The sequence below is a fragment of the Neobacillus drentensis genome, from assembly GCF_036965425.1.
Taxonomy (GTDB): Bacteria; Bacillota; Bacilli; order Bacillales; family Cytobacillaceae; genus Neobacillus; species Neobacillus drentensis_F.
The window spans coordinates 1-18,599 of record NZ_JBALPP010000016.1 but is presented as its reverse complement, the minus strand read 5'-3'; the positions used below and the strand labels follow the sequence as shown (position 1 = coordinate 18,599).

The 18,599-nt window shown below is 38.1% G+C and carries 19 protein-coding genes; 12 read left to right on the top strand and 7 right to left on the bottom strand.

Annotation, left to right across the window (positions count from 1 at the left end; all coding sequences use genetic code 11):
- Positions 1-15: 15 nt before the first annotated feature.
- Positions 16-855, bottom strand: a complete 840-nt coding sequence (locus tag V7161_RS04265; protein WP_335442536.1) for an alpha/beta fold hydrolase — start codon at positions 853-855, stop codon at positions 16-18.
- Positions 856-1,043: 188 nt separating this feature from the next.
- On the opposite strand from V7161_RS04265, the gene V7161_RS04260 reads away from it, so the two are divergent.
- Complete coding sequence (locus tag V7161_RS04260; protein ID WP_223595040.1) at positions 1,044-1,238, top strand: IDEAL domain-containing protein; 195 nt, start codon at positions 1,044-1,046, stop codon at positions 1,236-1,238.
- 159 nt (positions 1,239-1,397) lie between these two features.
- Here the strand turns inward: V7161_RS04260 and V7161_RS04255 are convergent, their stop codons facing one another.
- The 5 genes from V7161_RS04255 to V7161_RS04235 all read right to left on the bottom strand — a co-directional run bounded on the left by V7161_RS04255 (position 1,398) and on the right by V7161_RS04235 (position 6,004).
- On the bottom strand, positions 1,398-2,282 hold the full coding sequence (locus V7161_RS04255) for a selenium metabolism-associated LysR family transcriptional regulator (RefSeq protein WP_335442533.1): 885 nt from the start codon (positions 2,280-2,282) through the stop codon (positions 1,398-1,400).
- 151 nt (positions 2,283-2,433) lie between these two features.
- Positions 2,434-2,946: a hypothetical protein gene (locus V7161_RS04250; protein ID WP_335442532.1), complete on the bottom strand. Its 513-nt coding sequence runs from the start codon at positions 2,944-2,946 to the stop codon at positions 2,434-2,436.
- Between the two features lie 117 nt (positions 2,947-3,063).
- Positions 3,064-3,867, bottom strand: coding sequence for a PepSY domain-containing protein (locus V7161_RS04245; RefSeq protein ID WP_335442530.1), 804 nt, complete (start codon positions 3,865-3,867; stop codon positions 3,064-3,066).
- A 77-nt stretch (positions 3,868-3,944) separates the two neighbouring features.
- Complete coding sequence (locus V7161_RS04240) at positions 3,945-5,303, bottom strand: sensor histidine kinase (protein WP_335442528.1); 1,359 nt, start codon at positions 5,301-5,303, stop codon at positions 3,945-3,947.
- Positions 5,300-6,004, bottom strand: a complete 705-nt coding sequence (locus V7161_RS04235) for a response regulator transcription factor (RefSeq protein ID WP_335442526.1) — start codon at positions 6,002-6,004, stop codon at positions 5,300-5,302. The genes V7161_RS04240 and V7161_RS04235 overlap by 4 nt, the downstream gene beginning before the upstream one ends.
- A gap of 221 nt (positions 6,005-6,225) precedes the next feature.
- Between V7161_RS04235 and pabB the strand changes: the two genes are divergently transcribed.
- The 8 genes from pabB to V7161_RS04195 all read left to right on the top strand — a co-directional run bounded on the left by pabB (position 6,226) and on the right by V7161_RS04195 (position 14,671).
- Positions 6,226-7,617 carry an aminodeoxychorismate synthase, component I gene (pabB, locus tag V7161_RS04230; protein ID WP_335442524.1) on the top strand — a complete coding sequence of 464 codons (1,392 nt, stop codon included), beginning with the start codon at positions 6,226-6,228 and terminating at the stop codon, positions 7,615-7,617.
- Positions 7,618-7,623: 6 nt separating this feature from the next.
- Positions 7,624-8,211, top strand: coding sequence for an aminodeoxychorismate/anthranilate synthase component II (gene pabA / locus V7161_RS04225; RefSeq protein ID WP_335442522.1), 588 nt, complete (start codon positions 7,624-7,626; stop codon positions 8,209-8,211).
- 1 nt (position 8,212) lies between these two features.
- The gene (gene pabC / locus V7161_RS04220) at positions 8,213-9,079 is read left to right on the top strand and encodes an aminodeoxychorismate lyase (RefSeq protein WP_335442520.1); all 867 of its coding nucleotides are present in this window, start codon (positions 8,213-8,215) and stop codon (positions 9,077-9,079) included.
- A 1-nt stretch (position 9,080) separates the two neighbouring features.
- A complete protein-coding gene (locus V7161_RS04215) occupies positions 9,081-9,851 on the top strand; it encodes a nucleotidyltransferase domain-containing protein (RefSeq protein ID WP_335442518.1) in 771 nt (256 codons plus the stop codon).
- Between the two features lie 281 nt (positions 9,852-10,132).
- Positions 10,133-10,978 (top strand): carbohydrate ABC transporter permease, encoded by an 846-nt coding sequence (locus tag V7161_RS04210; RefSeq protein ID WP_420491571.1) that lies wholly within the window; start codon positions 10,133-10,135, stop codon positions 10,976-10,978.
- A gap of 18 nt (positions 10,979-10,996) precedes the next feature.
- On the top strand, positions 10,997-11,827 hold the full coding sequence (locus V7161_RS04205) for a carbohydrate ABC transporter permease (RefSeq protein ID WP_335442516.1): 831 nt from the start codon (positions 10,997-10,999) through the stop codon (positions 11,825-11,827).
- A gap of 14 nt (positions 11,828-11,841) precedes the next feature.
- The gene (locus V7161_RS04200; protein ID WP_335442514.1) at positions 11,842-13,140 is read left to right on the top strand and encodes an ABC transporter substrate-binding protein; all 1,299 of its coding nucleotides are present in this window, start codon (positions 11,842-11,844) and stop codon (positions 13,138-13,140) included.
- Between the two features lie 13 nt (positions 13,141-13,153).
- The gene (locus V7161_RS04195; RefSeq protein ID WP_335442512.1) at positions 13,154-14,671 is read left to right on the top strand and encodes a CehA/McbA family metallohydrolase; all 1,518 of its coding nucleotides are present in this window, start codon (positions 13,154-13,156) and stop codon (positions 14,669-14,671) included.
- A 46-nt stretch (positions 14,672-14,717) separates the two neighbouring features.
- On the opposite strand, the gene V7161_RS04190 is transcribed toward V7161_RS04195, so the two are convergent.
- A complete protein-coding gene (locus V7161_RS04190) occupies positions 14,718-15,356 on the bottom strand; it encodes a YczE/YyaS/YitT family protein (protein WP_335442510.1) in 639 nt (212 codons plus the stop codon).
- A gap of 205 nt (positions 15,357-15,561) precedes the next feature.
- On the opposite strand from V7161_RS04190, the gene V7161_RS04185 reads away from it, so the two are divergent.
- The 3 genes from V7161_RS04185 (at position 15,562) to V7161_RS04175 (ending at position 18,483) form a co-directional block, all read left to right on the top strand.
- Positions 15,562-16,740, top strand: a complete 1,179-nt coding sequence (locus tag V7161_RS04185; RefSeq protein ID WP_335442508.1) for an LL-diaminopimelate aminotransferase — start codon at positions 15,562-15,564, stop codon at positions 16,738-16,740.
- A 72-nt stretch (positions 16,741-16,812) separates the two neighbouring features.
- Positions 16,813-17,262: a CoxG family protein gene (locus V7161_RS04180; RefSeq protein ID WP_335442506.1), complete on the top strand. Its 450-nt coding sequence runs from the start codon at positions 16,813-16,815 to the stop codon at positions 17,260-17,262.
- Between the two features lie 132 nt (positions 17,263-17,394).
- A complete protein-coding gene (locus V7161_RS04175; RefSeq protein ID WP_335442504.1) occupies positions 17,395-18,483 on the top strand; it encodes a cadherin-like beta sandwich domain-containing protein in 1,089 nt (362 codons plus the stop codon).
- Positions 18,484-18,599: the final 116 nt, after the last annotated feature.

Here is an 18,599-nt window from a genome sequence, read left to right as displayed (position 1 = left end):
GAGCTTGGTGGTTTTTTAGACGGCTTGAAATTTCCCAAGAAAGCTTTGGATATAGTCAAAGATCTCGTTTGGCCGTTCTTCCGGGATTGCATGACCAGTTTCTTTTAGGACTATCAGTTCAGAATTTGCTAAATCTTTGTTTAGTTTTTCACCAACTTTAAGCGGCATAGACTTATCATGGTCACCCCAGATCAGCAGGCAGGGAGTTTTGATTTCCTTTAGGATTTTCGGTGGAAGATCGCCTTCACGGTCCCTTATCATTCTTGTTAGAGCAACAAAGATTTCATCCTGTAAAAAGGGCTGTAAGTAGCCGTTAATCATTTCTTCATTAATGATTGAGTGATTATAAAGCGCTTCTTGGAGATTCTTTTTTACTCCTGTTCTCGCGAACCAATACTTTACAAATAGGTGAAAGTAAGGAATGTAACTGGTTAAGACCAGAGGCAATTTTGACCGCTTGAGATAGGCCGAACTGCACAGCAAAATGGCTTTATCTGCAAGCTCGGGCACCATGTGAAGAATATTTAAGACAATCTGCCCGCCCATTGAATGCCCAATAAAGGTTATGTTTTTTAATCCAAATGACTCTGTAAGTTTAATGACTGTTTGAGCTAAATTCTTGTAAGAATAGACATATCGATTGCATTTTGCGCTTTTCCCAAAAGGGGGAAGGTCTACTGATAACACTTGATACTCCTGTTTGAGTAAGGAAATTAAATGGCGAAAAGTGAAGGTGGAGGAAAGAAAACCATGTAGTAAAACGAACGTTTTGTCCGATGACTGATTTGGATAAAATTCATAATAAATATTAATGTTATTTACTGGTTGATAACCGGTTAATACATCCTGCTTCATCAATTTCTTCCTCCCATTCTAAATAAATAGTTGAAATTAATTTTCCCCAATTTTTCAACCTTACACCAATAAAATTTTTGGTAACCTTTATTAAGATTTTCAACTTTTTTTGGTTTTTTTGAAATAAAGTGTTTGAATTTTTAGAAAACTCCTAGTATAATAAAAAAAAGCTCAAGGAGTTGATTTCCATGGAAAAGAAATTACTAAATTCACCACAACATTCAGATGAAAATACTGATGCTGTAGTTGCAGAGATGTTTTTAAACAATGCCATTAAAGAATTTAAGAGAGAAAAACTCCGCAAGGAAATCGACCAAACATTACAAGACGGAAACAAAGATTTATTCCTAAAGTTGACGGAAGAGCTAAAGAAAATTTCCTAATTCTTTGACTAACGTATTTTTATACTAAAAAATGAAGCCCTATCCATTATGTGGATATGGGCTTCATTCTGTTTTTTTATTAGTTTTGTAAAAAGTTATTGTTGATTTTAAAACAAAGTTGATTGGAGCGCAAATCAATATCCCAATTTAACATAGCCTTTAAATTAATTTTGCTGCTTCATCAATGAATAGTTTTGCAATCATTGAAAGGGTTCTATTTTGATTATAGACAAGATAGAAATACCTTTCTTCTGTGAAATCATTAAGTTCATATATTTTAATGGAATTATGCTTTGCATATTCCCTGGCTGCGACTTCTGAAATAATCGATATCCCTATGTCCTGCATCACAAATTGGATAATACTCTGGACACTGTCCGTATAAGCTATTATATTCATGTCTTCCTTTTGAATTTTATTCCTCTTTAAAACCCTTTCTATCGCTGCATTGGTCCCTGAAGCAGAATTCCTCATAATAAAGGGATACTTAGTGATGGTCTTTATGGTCATCTTTTCCATCATTGGCACTTGATTTGAAGTTACAAGGACTAATTTTTCTTTTAATAAGGGAATAAAATGGAGCTTATCATTTTCATATTTTTCACCTAATATCCCAATATCTACAGAACCATTTAGCACCTGTTCAGCAACAAATTTGGAAGAGGATTGATTAATATGAAATGTTGCTTTAGGAAATTTCTCTCTATATCGCTTCACCATCTTAGGTACAAGATATTGCCCTGGGACAGAACTAGCTGACATGCGGATCATTCCCCGTAACTCTGTCATTCCTTGATTTAAGTCCAGCAAAGCTTGCTCTTTTAAGAATAAAATTTTTAATGCCCACTGGTACAAACGTTCGCCATGGGGAGTAAGGACAATTTCCCTTCCGACGCGGTCAAAAAGATTAACGTTCAGCGTTTTTTCTAATGAATGAATATGAGAGCTTACGGTTGATTGGCTTAAAAAAATATCTTCAGCTGCTTTTGAGAAGCTTTTATGCTCCACAACCTTAGTAAAAACATATAACTGATGCAAATCCATGCCTATACGCCACCTATTTAAAAAGTCGATTGGTCTCTATAGAATTAATAGATAAATTGAATAAATACTATTATAGCATTACCTAAAAAATCTTAAGCAAAAAAAGAGGCCCTATCCGTTTGGATGGGGCTTCTTTATCTTTATTATGAAATTAGTTATCATCATCCCCGCTATGTCTGTTATGATGTTCACCATCAGAGGATTTTTGGTCATCATCGCCGCTGTGTCTGTTTTGGTGTGTCCCATCGTCAATTTTTTGGTCATCATCGCCGCTGTGACTGTTTAGGTGTGTCCCATCGTCAGTTTTTTGATCATCATCGCCGCTGTGTCGATTTTGATGTGCGCCGTCAACGGTTTTGTTATCTTCATCGCCGCTATGTCTGTTTTGATGTGATCCATCATTTGTTTTATTGTCATCATTTACGCCATTATTGGCAGACTGTGAGCCATTACTAACTTCGGACTTTACCTTAATATATGTCTTTCCATGCTCTGTTTCGATTTCTACCTTTTGCCCATTCACCCTTGTATTGACATTACTCTTACTGTCATCTAGATGATTCGAATCATCAACCCGAGTATTGTTTTTTGATGCGCTTGCAAATGCCGCACCACCCAAAATTAATAACCCTGATATCGCCCCAACAATAATCTTCTTTTTCATTGAAATTCCTCCTTCATATTCGTTTTTACATTTATAGAATATCCAGCGAAGATTAGAGAATAGGAAAGGGAAACATTAGAAAGTAATGAGAAAGTAATTGTTTCGCTAGTGGGCGTATCAGTGATCGTCATTTTTATCATCTTTTTTCTTATCGTCTATTTTTTGATCATCTTCAGCTTTTCTATCTACCTTATTGTCATCATCCTCTTTTTTACGGTCATCCCATGTTACTGAAAGCACTTTGCCGGTTATGGCATGTACCTGCACAATAGCCTCCTGACCGGATGTTGATTTTACTTTTATCAGGTAATAGGTGACACTTCCTTTTGTTTCAAGCCAAATATGGTCCACAATTCCCTTCACTTGTTTAATGGCAATCTGCCCGGCCTCTGTCTCAGTTAAACTCTTTGGCGGTTCATGAATATTGATTGATTCGGTTGAAAGGATTGAGCCTGTTACAGCATTTACGGTAATCGTTGTCTGTTTGTTTTCTGTAGTGACAACAGCCTTGTAAATAGGACTTCCATTGCTTTCCAACTTTTCTAAAGACACAATTGTTCCATTTGCCTCTGATAAAATAATGGCTTTTATTTTTTCTTCCGATAAACCTGTCGAAGTAGGTTCCTCAGGGAGTATTGTTTTGTTATCTAATTTCTGTAAAGATAATATTTTACCGCTTGTCGCATCTATCTTGATCTGATAAAGAAGTTCTTGTTTTTCTAATTTCATATGATATTGTTTGCCTGCCAGTTTAATTTGTGTGACCGTTCCCTGGTATCGGTTTTCAACGAGTAATTGTGCTTCCTTTTCTGAAAGAATTTCAGCGTTTGCCTTTGAAGGTCCAAGCTTATTCCAGCCTATAAAAATAATTCCTGCCAAAATAACGCAAACAATCAGCCATTTCCATCCTTTTTTCTTCATTTTTCCACCTCACCACATATGCGTACTCTTATTTTCTTATATAAAAATTAGAAAATGCTGAGAAAATAAGTATTTTATTACTTTTCTAGAAAAAGAGCAGCAGTGGTTCCGACTCCTTCTTTGCTGTCAAGCTGAAGCCTAACATCAATGGCGTCTGCGATTTCCTTTGCTAAAGAGAGTCCAAGGCCAGCCCCCCCTTTTTTTCTATTTCTGGCCTTATCGACTCGGTAAAAGCGATCAAAAACTTTTGTCAGATCTTCAGTACTCATCCCTATACCGCGATCCATTATTTTGATATATACCTCACCATCCATAATTCCTGAAGCAACTTTTATTGTGTCATCACTATATTTTCGAGCATTATCAAGAAAGATAAATAAAAGCTGCTTTAATTTTTTGTCATCAGTAAGTACAGTTAATGGAGGCTCGCTGTCATTTTCATCGGCATAGTGAATGTCAATGTTGTAAGCATTCCGGAAAGTAATTAATGATTGTTTTAAAAAACTTGTTAGATTTATCTCTGTCTTATGAATGTTCCATTGTTCGTGATGTTTTGCAAGTAATAATAGCTGTTCGGTCATGTCTTTCATCCGAATAGCTTCTGAATGAATAGCTTCAATTGATTCGTTAAAAATTTTGGGATCAGCCAAACCTCTTCTTTTTAATAGGCTGGAATAGCTTTCAATGATTGTTAAAGGGGTTTTAAATTCATGGGAAGCATTTGAGACAAACATCTTTTGTTTTTCATAATTGGTTTCAAGCAAGTCAATCATGTGGTTAAAGGTCTTGCCCATTTGATAAAGTTCATCCTTTGATTTTTCCTCGAGTATTAGGCGTTTAAAGCGGCCGCTCTGCCTAATTTCGGTCATCGTCTTGATCATCGTGGTCACTGGACTGGTGATCAGCTTGCTTAAAATCCTGCTGGAGACAATCACTGGAACCAATGCAAGGAAGGTAACCAAAATGAGAACAAGTCGAAGTATATTTAAATTATTTGTGGTTGTTTTTATGCTTTTTATAATTTGAAGGTTCCCTTCATTACCGTTAGACATTATGATTGGCATCGATTCAAATATATAGGATTGATTTTGATATTCAATGAATTGACTGATTTCCGTTTTGGAAAATTTCGTAATTCTTTCTTTAAGTTTATTTTCTGTTGAACTTGTCACTGAAATGATTCGTTGATTATCTTTTGGTACAAATCTGATCATTCCGTCGATAGGAACATAAGAGCGGAGCAAATCTAAATCGGGAACGGTACCGAGTGACTGCCCAATGGCATCTGCTGTTTTTTTTAATTCCCTATTAGCAGTATCTATCTCACTACCGAGAAGTAATTTACTAAAAGAAATATATACCAAAAAATTCATGACAATTAAAAGGAAGGCAAACAAGACAGCCGTTGACAAATTGATTTTACTACTCAGCTTCATTTTGCTTCCTTCAATACATAACCAACCCCTCGGACAGTGTGAATTAAGGCTGGCATATTTGGAAGGTCTATTTTCTTCCTTACGTAACGAATATACACATCGACAACATTTGTATCTCCCATAAAGTCATAACCCCATACAGCTTCTAAAATTTGGTCCCTGTTTAATACCTGACGTTTATTAATAAGTAAATAAACGAGCAAATCAAACTCCCTAGGAGTTAAATCGATGGTATCCTGTCCACGTAATACTTCACGCGTTTTTTGATTAACTTTTAAATCAGCAAAAAATAAGACATCGGTGTCTATTGCATTTTGTTCGACTTCCTTAACTATTTTGACTCTAAGGGCAGCACGAATTCGCGCAAGAACTTCTTCAATTTGAAAGGGCTTAGTTATATAGTCATTTGCACCATAATCAAGACCTGAGACTTTATCCTCTACTGACCCTTTTGCCGTTAATAACAAAACAGGAGTTTGTTTATCAGTTATTCGAATTCGGCGGAGCAGTTCAATTCCACTTAAACCGGGTAGCATGACATCTAATAAAATTAAATCCCATTTACCAGTCCTATAAGCATCAAATGCCTCCAGACCATCCGTCACCTTGGTAACGCTATAGCCTTCATACTCAAGTTCAAGCTCAAGCAGCCTGGCGATCTTTTCTTCATCCTCAACAACCAATATTGATTCTTTGTTCATGAAAAGGCTCCCTTCCTAAGTCCTAAAATTCGTATAATTCCAACTATTCATTTTATTACCTTTTTTTCCACAGAAGCACTAATTTATCCTTCTTATTTCGGACAATAAAAAACATACACCAAATAATTCTTAAGTGAATGTTTAAGTTTATATTTTGTTTTTGCGAAAATAGCTTTTGTTAAAGTATGATGAGTAAAGAGAATTTGATAGGAGTGAATGATTTGCCGCATCTTCATGTTTATAGTAAAAAAATTCCTTATTCATATTCAAGGTTTTTTCACCAATTTCGTACGCTCGCTCAAAACAGTAAATATCACGTTTTATTAGAAAGCGGACGTGGAGGGCGTTATAGTATTGCAGCATTTGAACCTGAAACAATAGTGAAAGGGAAAAATAATCAGCTAGAAATAATAAATGAAAAAGGTACAGAAACAATTGCAGGAAATCCCCTTTATTTATTAAAGGAATGGATGGACAAGTATCACGTCGATAAAATAGAGGGTCTCCCAAGTTTTTTAGGCGGGGCGATCGGATACATAAGCTATGATTACGCTCGGTATATCGAAAAGCTTCCGGAATTAGCGAAGGATGATTTAGATACACCTGATATTTTCTTTTTTATCGTAAAAGAATGGTTTGTGTTTGATCACGAGAATGATACTTTATGGTTATTGATTTTGGCTGAGAATGATCGGAATATCGAGGAGAAGCTTTCTGTTTGGGAAAGGCACTGGCTTCAGGAACCTACTGCGCCCACGCGTTCAGGTGACAGTAAGAATGACAACAATAACTTACAGGTTTCAATGACGGAGGATGAATTTAAAGGAGCCGTCAAACAGATTCAGCAATATATCGCACAAGGGGATGTGTTCCAGGTCAATCTCGCGGTGCGCCAATCCAAACCGTTGCAAGTAGATGCGATTGATGTTTACCAACAATTAAGGTCTTTAAACCCATCACCATATATGGGGTATTTTCATACGCCAGACTTTCAGTTAGTTAGTGGATCGCCAGAGCTTTTAGTGAAAAAGAGTGGAACTGAAGTTAGCACTCGGCCGATTGCCGGTACCCGTTCGAGAGGGAAGGACCATGAAGAGGATATCAAACTTGCCAATGAATTAATAGAGAATGACAAGGAACGAGCAGAACATGTGATGCTTGTCGACCTTGAGCGCAATGACCTTGGGAGAGTATGTAAATACGGAACTGTCGAAGTAAATGAATTTATGGTGATCGAAAAATACTCCCATGTAATGCACATCGTGTCAAATGTAAGAGGAGAATTAGCGGATGATAAAACAAGCTTTGATATCATTGACGCTGTATTTCCTGGCGGAACGATAACAGGTGCACCTAAAGTACGGACGATGGAAATAATAGAAGAGCTTGAGCCTGTTCGAAGGGGTATTTATACCGGTTCTCTGGGCTGGATAGATTTTAGCGGCGATTTAGAATTAAACATTATTATTCGAACAATGCTTGTAAAGGATGGAATGGCACATGTTCAAGCTGGTGCAGGCATCGTGATTGATTCCAATCCAAAGCATGAATATAAAGAATCACTGAAGAAGGCAGCAGCGCTATGGAAAGCAAAAGAAATGGCAGAAGGGTGAGCAGCAATGATTTTTATGATTGATAATTATGATTCTTTTACCTTTAATTTAGTTCAATACCTGGGAGAGCTTGGAGAAGAATTAGTCGTGAAACGAAACGATCAAACCACGATTAATGAAATTGCTGAATTAAAGCCAGGATTTTTAATGGTTTCACCTGGGCCATGCAGTCCAAATGAAGCCGGAATTAGTTTGGAGGCAATTCACGCATTTGCAGGACGTACTCCTATTTTCGGTGTTTGTCTTGGGCATCAAGCCATTGCCCAAGCCTTTAATGGGGAAGTTGTTCAAGCAGAACGGCTCATGCATGGTAAAACCTCCGAAATGTATCATGACGGAAAAACCATTTTTCAAGGGCTGCCCAATCCTTTTCCCGCTACAAGATATCACTCCTTAATCGTCAAAAGAGATACATTGCCTGAATGCTTTGAGATCTCAGCTTGGACAAAGGAAGGGGAAATTATGGCTATTCGACATAAAGAGCTTCCGATAGAAGGGGTACAGTTTCACCCGGAATCAATCATGACTACCTGTGGGAAAGAGTTATTGCGTAATTTCGTTCAACATTATCGAAAAGTTTCATTGGTTAATTAATATGTTTATTTATTTAAACGGTCAAATGGTTGAAAAAGAAGCTGCAATGATATCACCCTTCGATCATGGTTTCTTATATGGGCTGGGCCTCTTTGAAACATTTCGTGTCTATGAGGGGCATCCATTTCTTTTAGACGATCATATAGAGCGGATTAATCATGGATTAAGTATACTTAATATTAACTATCGCTTTTATCGAGAGGAAACAAATAATATTCTGCAGGCCTTACTAGAAAAAAATAATTTTACAAACGCTTATATCCGCTTAAATGTTTCAGCAGGTTCCGGGGATATTGGGCTGCAGACAGAACCTTTCATGGATCCAAACCTTATTATTTTTCCAAAAGAGCTGCCACCCGCTGGCGAATTACTCGAAAAAAAGGCTGCCCTTTTAAAGCTGAAACGTAACACACCCGAGGGGGAAGCGCGTCTTAAATCCCATCATTTTATGAATAATTTGCTGGCAAAAAGAGAAATTGGGCCATCCCTCGAGCAAGAAGGAATCTTTTTAACCGCGGATGGACATTTAGCGGAGGGGATTGTCTCCAATATTTTTTGGATTAAAGACAAGGAACTTTACACCCCAGCTTTATGCACTGGTATTTTAAATGGCATAACACGTCAATTTGTAATGGAGCTAGCGGGGAGGATTGGCCTGTGTGTAAAAGAAGGCCTTTATACTTTAGAACAAGCACTTGATGCCGACGAGATGTTTGTAACCAATTCCATTCAAGAAATAGTCCCTATTTCCTCTTTTGAAGCTCGCCAATTACCTGGGAAGAAGGGCCATTGGGTACAACGATTCCATCAGGACTATCGAAAGTTTTGTCAAAGTCTATGGACAAGGAATGGTTTAAGGAGAGATTAATTTGAGAGAGAAGATTCTTGAAGAAATTAATAGAATCGAAAATCAGTATGATGTGAAAATTTGTTATGCGGTTGAATCAGGGAGTCGGGCATGGGGATTTCCTTCTAAGGACAGTGACTACGATGTCAGGTTTATTTATGTCCATAAAAAAGAATGGTATTTGTCGATTGACCAAAAGCGAGATGTGATTGAGCTTCCAATTAATGAACTTCTTGATATTAATGGCTGGGAAATTCGAAAAGCTTTAAGACTTTTTAAAAAGTCCAACCCGCCGCTTATGGAATGGCTCCATTCTGGAATTGTTTACTATCAAGCTTTTTCATTAGTGGAAAAAATGAGAGCTATTCAAAACCAAGTGTTTTTACCACAATCCGCTCTTCATCACTATTTAAATATGGCAAAGGGAAATTACCGGGATTATCTTCAAGGTGAACACGTCAAAATCAAGAAATACTTTTATGTATTACGGCCCATTTTAGCGTGTAAATGGATTGAAAAATATAATACAGTGCCCCCAAATGAATTTCAGGAATTGGTTAAAGACCTTCTTGAAGATGGCCAGCTGAAAGACGAAATCAATACATTATTAGTGCGGAAAATAAAAGGTGACGAGCTAAATCTTGAACCAAAAGTTGCGGCTATTAATGAATTTATTGAAAAAGAAATCAAACGCATAGAGGTTTATACGAAAACATTATCTGTATCGAAGGAAGACATCACACCAATGCTCGATGAATTATTTAGAGAAATACTCGAAGAAGCATGGTCATAATACTGTAATTTAAAGCCGCTAGGTGGTTCATAATCCACTTAGCGGCTTTTTACGTATTAGTTATTCAGAAAATGTGACAATTTTTTCAACTTTTATATTTACATAATAGGAAATGACTGGTAAGATGAAAAATGTGTTCAATTTTTGAATGAATATTATTTTGATTAGTTCATAAATTGAAATGAGGAGGTAGTTATTTGAGTGTACCTGAAACAAAACTAAAGTTGATTAAAGGTCTAGTAGATTTAAGAAATAGAAAAAGAAAACTATCTTTTACTCCAATCCTATTTCTATTGCCCGCAGTCATTCCTCTAACAATCTTTTGGCTTTATCCGATGGTAAAATCACTGCTCATTAGTTTTACAGATTGGGATTATGTCAGCCCTGATTATGAATATCTTGGTTTCAGTAATTATAGTGAACTATTAACTGATACCACTTTTTATTCGGTTTTGCTGAAAACCCTTATGTTTTCGATGGGGGTAGTCATTCCAAGTGTTGCCTTAGGATTATTACTAGCACTTATGGCAGGTGGAAAAGGAAGGGAGATGGGAATTTATCGGACTTTGATTTTTTCACCATGGGTTACCCCCACTGTTGCGGTTTCTATCGTTTGGTCATGGATATATGAGCCAAAGGTCGGCGTTGCGAACTGGGTCTTAAACTGGTTCCACCTTCCCTCTATTGATTGGACCTCCAGTTCGACATGGGCCATGCCAGCGGTTATTATTGTAAGCATCTGGAAAGGTGTTGGGTGGTCGATGATTTTTTATATAAATGCATTGAAAAAGGTACCCGTCAGTCTTTATGAAGCAGCCGAACTAGATGGTGCAAGTAAATGGCGCAGATTAGTACATATAACAGTTCCAATGATCTCACCAACCACTTTATTTCTAATAGTGATTACATCTATTGATACTTTGCAGGCTTATGATCAGATTCAGGTCTTAACCCAGGGAGGGCCGGCAGGAAGTACGCGAACAATTCTCTATTTCTATTACCAGACAGCATTTGAAGAGTTTAATATGGGCAAAGCAACGGCACTTGCCATTTTGCTCGTAATAATAACAGCAATATTATCTTTTATTCAGTTTGGTTTAGCAAAACGCTGGGTTCATTATCAATAAAGAGGGGGCATCAAGTATTTGATCAAAACACCTATTTTAGTAATAAAGCATTTAATTTTGATCTTTATAAGTATCATGATGATTTTCCCTTTCTTTTGGATGGTGGTAAGTGCCCTTAAAACGAAGGAGGAAATATTTCATTTTCCGCCAACCCTTTGGCCGGAAAAACCGATGTGGAATCAATTTAGCGAAGCTTGGTCGATGGCGCCGTTTGACCATTATATTCTTAACAGCGTTTTTACAGCAGTAATCATTATCTTTATCCAAGTGTTAAATTCAGCATTAATCGCCTATGCCTTCACTCAAATGAGATTTAGAGGAAGAAATTTTCTATTTTCAATCATATTAATTACCTACATGCTACCAGTTGCAGCGACGTATGTACCGAGCTACGTCATATTAGCAGATTTTAATTTACTAGATTCTTATAAAGGATTGATACTATCAAATGCAGTTAGTGTATTTGGGATCTTCCTGTTTAGGCAAGCTTTCCTGCAGGTTCCAAAGGAATTAATCGAAGCTGCAAGAGTGGACGGTGCCAAACATTGGACGATCATTTGGAGAATTATTCTCCCCATAACAAAAGAAACGTTCATAACATTTGCACTCATTAGCTTCGTGCAAAACTATAATAACTATCTTTGGCCTACACTTATTACGACAAGTGAAAGCAAATATCTCATTACTACTGGACTAAGACAATTCTTCATACAAGAGGGCGCCTATGGAATTCAGTGGCCGCTCATCATGGCTGCAAGTACCTTCGCCGTACTGCCGTTATTATTGTTGTTTGTATTTATTCAAAAATGGATTATCTCTGGCATCAGTGACCAGGGACTAAAGGGTTAAAAGGAGATGAATTAATGTTTACAAAAAAGATATTCTCATTTAGTGCAATTCTTATTTTACTAGTTTCATTAATTTCGGGCTGTTCATCCTCGAAGTCATCATCGGATGGTAAGGTTGAAATTGAGTTTTGGTATGGGCTTGGCGGCAAGCTGGGCAAGGGTGTCGAAAAAAAAATCAAAGAATTTAACAATAGTCAAAATGAAGTAAAGGTTATTGGTGTTGCCCAAGGCGATTATGATGAGACTCTTCAAAAGCTTCAAGCGGCAATTGCAGCAAAAAAGGTGCCAGCGGCAGTCCTTTTAAAAAATGACCCAATGAATGCTTTTGCTAAAAAGGGAGCCCTTGCACCATTGACTACATACATAAAAGAGGATGCAGACTTCAAGCCAGAGGATTTCATAGAAGCCTTTTATCAACAGGGAACAATTAACGGTGAACAATACGCACTGCCGCTCTACGGAACAACACAAGTCCTATATTACCGAAAGGATATGTTTGAAAAAGCAGGAATTGCTCCAGACCAGTTGAAAACATGGGAATCGCTGTCAGCTGCAGCTAAACAACTGACGAAGAAAAATGGCAGCAGCACTGAGGTTTATGGATGGGAGCCAATGTGGGGACCAGATAATATGATTGATGCAGCGTTAAGTAATGGGGCGAAATATTTAAGTGAGGATGGCAAAAAAGTGTTAATCGATTCCCCTGAATGGACCCAGGCATGGGAATTTTTCAAAAAAGGAATTCATGAAGACCAAACGATGGCGATCCATCATGATGGCCAGGGCTGGGAATATTGGTATAAAACCATTGACGATGTCATGCAGGGACGTGCTGCAGGCTATACTGGTTCAAGCGGTGACCAAGGAGATTTAGACTTTTCCATTTTAGCGGCGTACCCGCAGCCAGGCTGGGAAGGAAAACAAGCTGCTCCTCATGCTGGAGCACAAATGGGAGCGATTCTGACACTAGCTACTAAAGAGCAAAAGGAAGCAGCCTTTAAATGGCTGAAGTTTTTTACTAATGCTGAAAACACAGCCGATTGGTCGATTAATTCAGGTTATATTCCAGTTAGAAAGTCGGCTCAGGATGTTCCTTCTTACAAAGAGTTCGCGGCAAAGAATCCACAAATTAATATTCCGCTTCAGCAGGCACAAATCGCAACACCGCCTTTTGTTGACCCAACTGGCGGAAAAATCTATGATGCACTAGTTAAGGCAGCAGATAAAGTAGAAATTGAAGGGATTTCAGCTGAGAAGGCATTAAAGGAAGCACAAAAAGAAGCGCAGCGTGCCCTTGAAAAAGTACAAAAATAAGGGGGGACCAGTCTTGAAAGCTTCATATACAACGACGATAAACGGTGTCGTCCATTCACCCGCTATCACACTAACGTTTGATGTGGAACAGAAATATGATTGGATTGAGCTAAGTGTTTCTCTTTCTAAAAATGGCTGGTATTCCATATTAATTTGGGACCCAACTCGATGCCTTAGGGCCCAATCTCTACTTATTAAAGAACCGAAAAAAATTTTTATATCATCTGATCCAAACGTAGCAAGCTTTGGAGCCGTTGCTGGGGAAATCGAGACCGGATGCTGGACAATGGAAATTCTTAGTTCTCGTTTTTCAGAAGAACACCATTATGCCATTCAATATATCGGCGGTTTTGGCAAGAGCAATCAAAATGAGATTGCTGGGGTTAACTGGGCGGCTCGCGGAATAACAGGAGGATTTGAGCTCAACCAATATTGTAACGAGAGAATCTATAAGAGTGCCGCACAGTGGTATAAAGGGGATTTTCATACCCATACAACCGAATCCGATGGAAAGATGACTCCGAAGAGCGGCATGAACCAGGCTAAAAAAATGGAGCTCGACTTTTTTGCGGCAACTGACCATAATATCATTCCAACAAAGTGGACGGATGATTCAATTATGGTTTTGCCTGGAGTAGAAATCACCTCGTCTAAAGGGCATTTTAATGCTCTAGGGCTTACCAAATGGATTGATTGGCGCCCAAATTGTCATGATGGCGGGATGGAATCCGAGGAAGGGATGAACCGGATTATCCGCGAGGTAAAAGCTGCCGGCGCCATTGTCAGCATCAATCATCCGATGCTGAAGCCGTGGGAATGGCAATATCGGAAAACCCTACTTGCAACCATTGATATTGTGGAAATTTGGAATGACCCTACCTATAAAGATAATCCAGTGGCAACCGAAGAGGCTCTCCACTTATGGAACAACCTTTGGAATGACGGCTATCGTATTTTTGGGATTGGCGGCTCAGATTCTCATTTGCTCCCAACTGAGTCCTATGAAGAAGGGGGCCCCCCCTCCGTGATAGGTGATCCAGCAACGTATGTCTTTTGCCAAGGTCTTTCAGCCAGAGCTTTATTGGATGGAGTTAAAAATGGAAGAGCCTACGTTTCACGCGGACCGGAATATTTGACAAATATAATTGTGGATGGAGAATCCTATCTCCCTGGAAGCGATTTGTCTATGTGTTTTGATTGGAAGGATGAAATCCATATTTGGTACGAAGTAATGTTTATAAAAATTCCTGATAATGGATGCCTTTGGTGGATTAGAGACGGTATTATACTTGCCAAGGAACGGATTCATGAAGGTAAAATTATTCAAAAACAGTTTACTTTAAAAAAAGAAGAGGTTTCATGGATTAGATTTGAAATTCGTTCACTGGACGGGGAACTCCTAAGTTTCATCAATCCTATTTATTCAGGAGAAAAAAAACATTCACTTTTAACATGGGGAGACTTATTAAAAGCTCAGACTTATAGTAAACAACAGAAGATTGCCTGCGCTCCAATCAACAGACCTATTTAACCAAAAGCCCTCACTTATTATGGTGAGGGCTTGAATTGGGTTTGTGTTATATGGCAATCCCTTTTTGAGTGGGATTTCTCTTTTTTTGGATAGATGCTACTAATCCTTTAAAAAACTTTAATGAACGTTGAAAAACAGGACTCTGGATAAAGGTATAAATAAAAGTGGCGATAAATATCGGACCTCCTAAAAGGAATCCGAAAACTAAAACAAGGCTTTCAACAATGATTCGTGCCTGGCTGACCGACAACTTTGATTTATCAGAAATAGAGAGCATAAAGCCATCCCGCGGGCCGGCACCAATTCCAGCCGCTACATACATTCCGCCGCCAATTCCGGTAATGACAATCCCGGAAAGGAGGATGAAATAATCAACCCACGTATTTGTTGCTTTTGGAAGTATATCCAGCCAAAGGAAAAAGTCCATGATTGGACCAATGCATAAAGCATTTAAGATTGTCCCTATACTAATATATCTTCGATCAACAAACAAAGAAACGATGATCAGAAAGAGTCCACAAATGACTCCCCAAGTGCCAATCGTTAATCCGAAATGCTGATAAAGTGCTACATTAAGAACTTCCCATGGGTGTAGTCCCACATATTTTACTTTCACGGCAATTGCATTTCCTAAGCCAAAAAAAATTAATCCTAGGAAAAATAAAACATATTGAAAGAATTTCAACTCAAGCTCCCCCCATGATCTCGTTGACTTTTCCGAAAATTCAAACCTATCCTAATATCTTAAAATATGAGTCAATAATAATCAATGGGTATTTTGCAAGGTGGATTGCATAATCGAAGATTGTTATAATCTGAAATATGTTAAAATAAATAAAATTATTATTCTACAAAAAATTCAAATAGGAAATGATTGTGGGGAATGTGCTATGAATTTTGTTGCATCGGAAAAGCTTCAAAAAATGTCATCAAGTATTTTTCAAGAAATTGCGGACCGAAAGCAGGAAGCGATTAAGAATGGGAAGGATGTCATTGATTTAAGTGTTGGCAGTCCAGATTTTGCACCGCCAAAGATTGTAATGGATACGCTGGTTGAATGCACCCAGGACCCGAGATCCTATGGATATACTTTAAAGGGTATTGCGGAATTTCATGAAGCGGTCACTTATTTTTACAAAGAACGCTATTCAGTTAACCTTGATGCTGCCAGCGAAGTGCTGCAATTAATGGGGTCTCAGGATGGGCTGGCCCATTTAGCATCAGCAATCATAGACCCTGGTGATTATGTATTGGTACCGGATCCTGGCTATCCAATCTATGAAGCAAGCGTCAACATCGCTGGAGGGGTTATATATCCCATGCCGTTATTGGCTGAGAATCGCTTTTTACCCAAACTTGAAGATATTCCTATAGATGTATTGAAGAAAACAAAAATGATGATTATTAGTTATCCCGGGAATCCGGTAACCGCTCTTGCAGATAAAAACTTCTTTGAAGAGATCGTTCGCTTTGCCAAGCTTCATAATATTTTAATTGTACATGACTATGCTTACTCAGAATTGATTTTTGATGAAAACCCGCAAATTAGTTTCATGGCAGTACCAGGGGCAAAAGAAGTCGGTATTGAATTTAACTCATTATCTAAAACCTTTAACATGGCTGGCTGTCGAATTGGTTATGTGGTTGGAAATAAACAAGTAATTGATATTTTGGCTTCATTTAAATCACATATTGATTATGGGATTTTTTATCCGATTCAAAAAGCAGCGGTAAAGGCCCTAACTTCTGATTTTTCATTCCTTAAAGAACAAGCAGGTCAGTACGAGATCCGTCGTGATGCTCTGGTAGAGGGTCTTGAAAAAAGCGGTTGGCAGGTGGCTAAGTCTCCGGCCACGATGTTCATATGGGCAAAAATCCCAGCAGGATGGAAGTCACGGGAATTTGCATTTGAATTGATTGACCAAGCAGGCGTGGCGGTCATTCCAGGTGATGCTTTTGGAACACAGGGCGAAGGCTTTGTCAGAATTGCCATGGTCCAGCCGCACGAACGGCTATCTGAAGCCGCTGAAAGAATCAACCAGTTCCTTTTGACATACTCAGTAAATTAAAACATATATATTAAGAAAAAGACCTTCAACCAATTGAAGGTCTTTTACTTTGAAAACGAAAGAGGGATACACATGCCAAGCGAACTCCAACATTTAGAAATAGATATCCCCATCGAAGTTATCTGGGATTTCATAAGAGATGCGAATAATTGGGCCCCACTTGTACCAGGTTATATCTTGCATGAAAATATAAATGAGCGGCTTATCAGCTGGGAGTTTAAGAGTGACCTCGGTTTAGTGAAGAAAAAGGTGACTTTGCTAATTGACATAAAAGAGTGGAATGAACCAAGAAAAGTAAGCTTTGAATTAAGGCGTAAGAACGAAAAGTACATTGGGGAAGGGTATTTCGAAGCAACTGCATTAAATAAGAATAAGACTCGTTTAACAGGCTTTCTAGATATAAATGCCGCTGGTCCAATGGGTTCATTAGCAAATTCTCTTTTTAAAAAAGCACTCCAAATTTCAGATGAAGAAGCAGCTGCAGCCATCTCTTCAAAATTAGAGGAATTCAAACAGAGATAACCAAAATGCCGCAAACTGGCTTAAACAGTTTGCGGCATTTTTTTTAAAAAAAATTAAGATAAACTTAAGCATAAAGTGTTACAGTTAGTCCAAATTCCATTTCCAATAGGAAAGCAGATAGGAGGATTAACAATGCTTAAAATGATACAAAAAAAAGGTATTCACGCCATGCTAGTGGTCTCATTGGTTAGTTTGGGGACGGTTTCGTATGTACCAACCGCTGCTGCAGAAAGTATTGCTCAAGTCGAAGCAAATTCACTTTCCAAGTTAGAGATTAAAGGGATACCCCTGGACAAAGATTTTTCTGCAGAAATCTTTGAATATACTGCTACTGTTTCAAATGATATTAAAACGATTACACTTCATGCCGAAAGTGATGACCCAGCCTCAGCCGTATCCATCAATGGCAAATCACTAGCAGATGGAAATGAAGCCCCTTTTACGCTTCAAACGGGTGAAAATACGTTCACAATTACGGTTAATGATGGAGTCCACACAACGAAAACCTATACGCTAACGGTCACAAGAGAACAAAATAATAATAATCTACTGAAAGATATTAAACTATCAACAGGAAAATTGTCACCAGCTTTTTCTTCCATGATAACCGATTATGACATTGATGTAACAAACGCTGTTTCAGCGATTACTGTCACAGCTTCAGCGATCGAAAGTACATCTGTCATTAGTGTGAATGGAGCTGCAATGAATGAAACGGGGATTAAAGTAGAACTTCCTGTTGGGAAGACGGATATTCCCATTGTTGTAACTGCGGAAAACGGGGAGCAAAGAACCTATACGATACATGTAAAGAAGGCCCAAGCGGCGAATTCACAAATGAACGCATCACAAATGAACGCTTCAGCACAAAATAACAGAAGCAATTCTTTTCAACCTTCCTTGCAACAGGTAAGCAACAGTTCTGGAACCGTGCAAAAAACAACAAAGGCCAAGCTGTCAGCCTTATCTGTTTCTACAGGTACTTGGGACAGTACCTTCTCGTCCGATGAATTTACCTACCATATTGCGGTTGCAAGTGATGTAAAGACAATAACGATTAACTCAACAGCTGCTTACAGTAGTTCTTCCATTAAAATTGAAGGAGGTACAAACAAAACAATCCAGCTCGAGGATGATAATCAAACAATCATTTCAGTGGTAGTAAACTACGACGATAATGATCGGAAAACATATGTCCTTGTATTTGATAGGGAAAAATAATCTTTTAAGAATGCCAAAAAAACCTGTATATTACGGGTTTTTTTCATATTAAAAATTTTTTCTCTATTTTTTGAAAAAAAAGAAAACATTTTTTGAACAATCCTACTAAATTATGT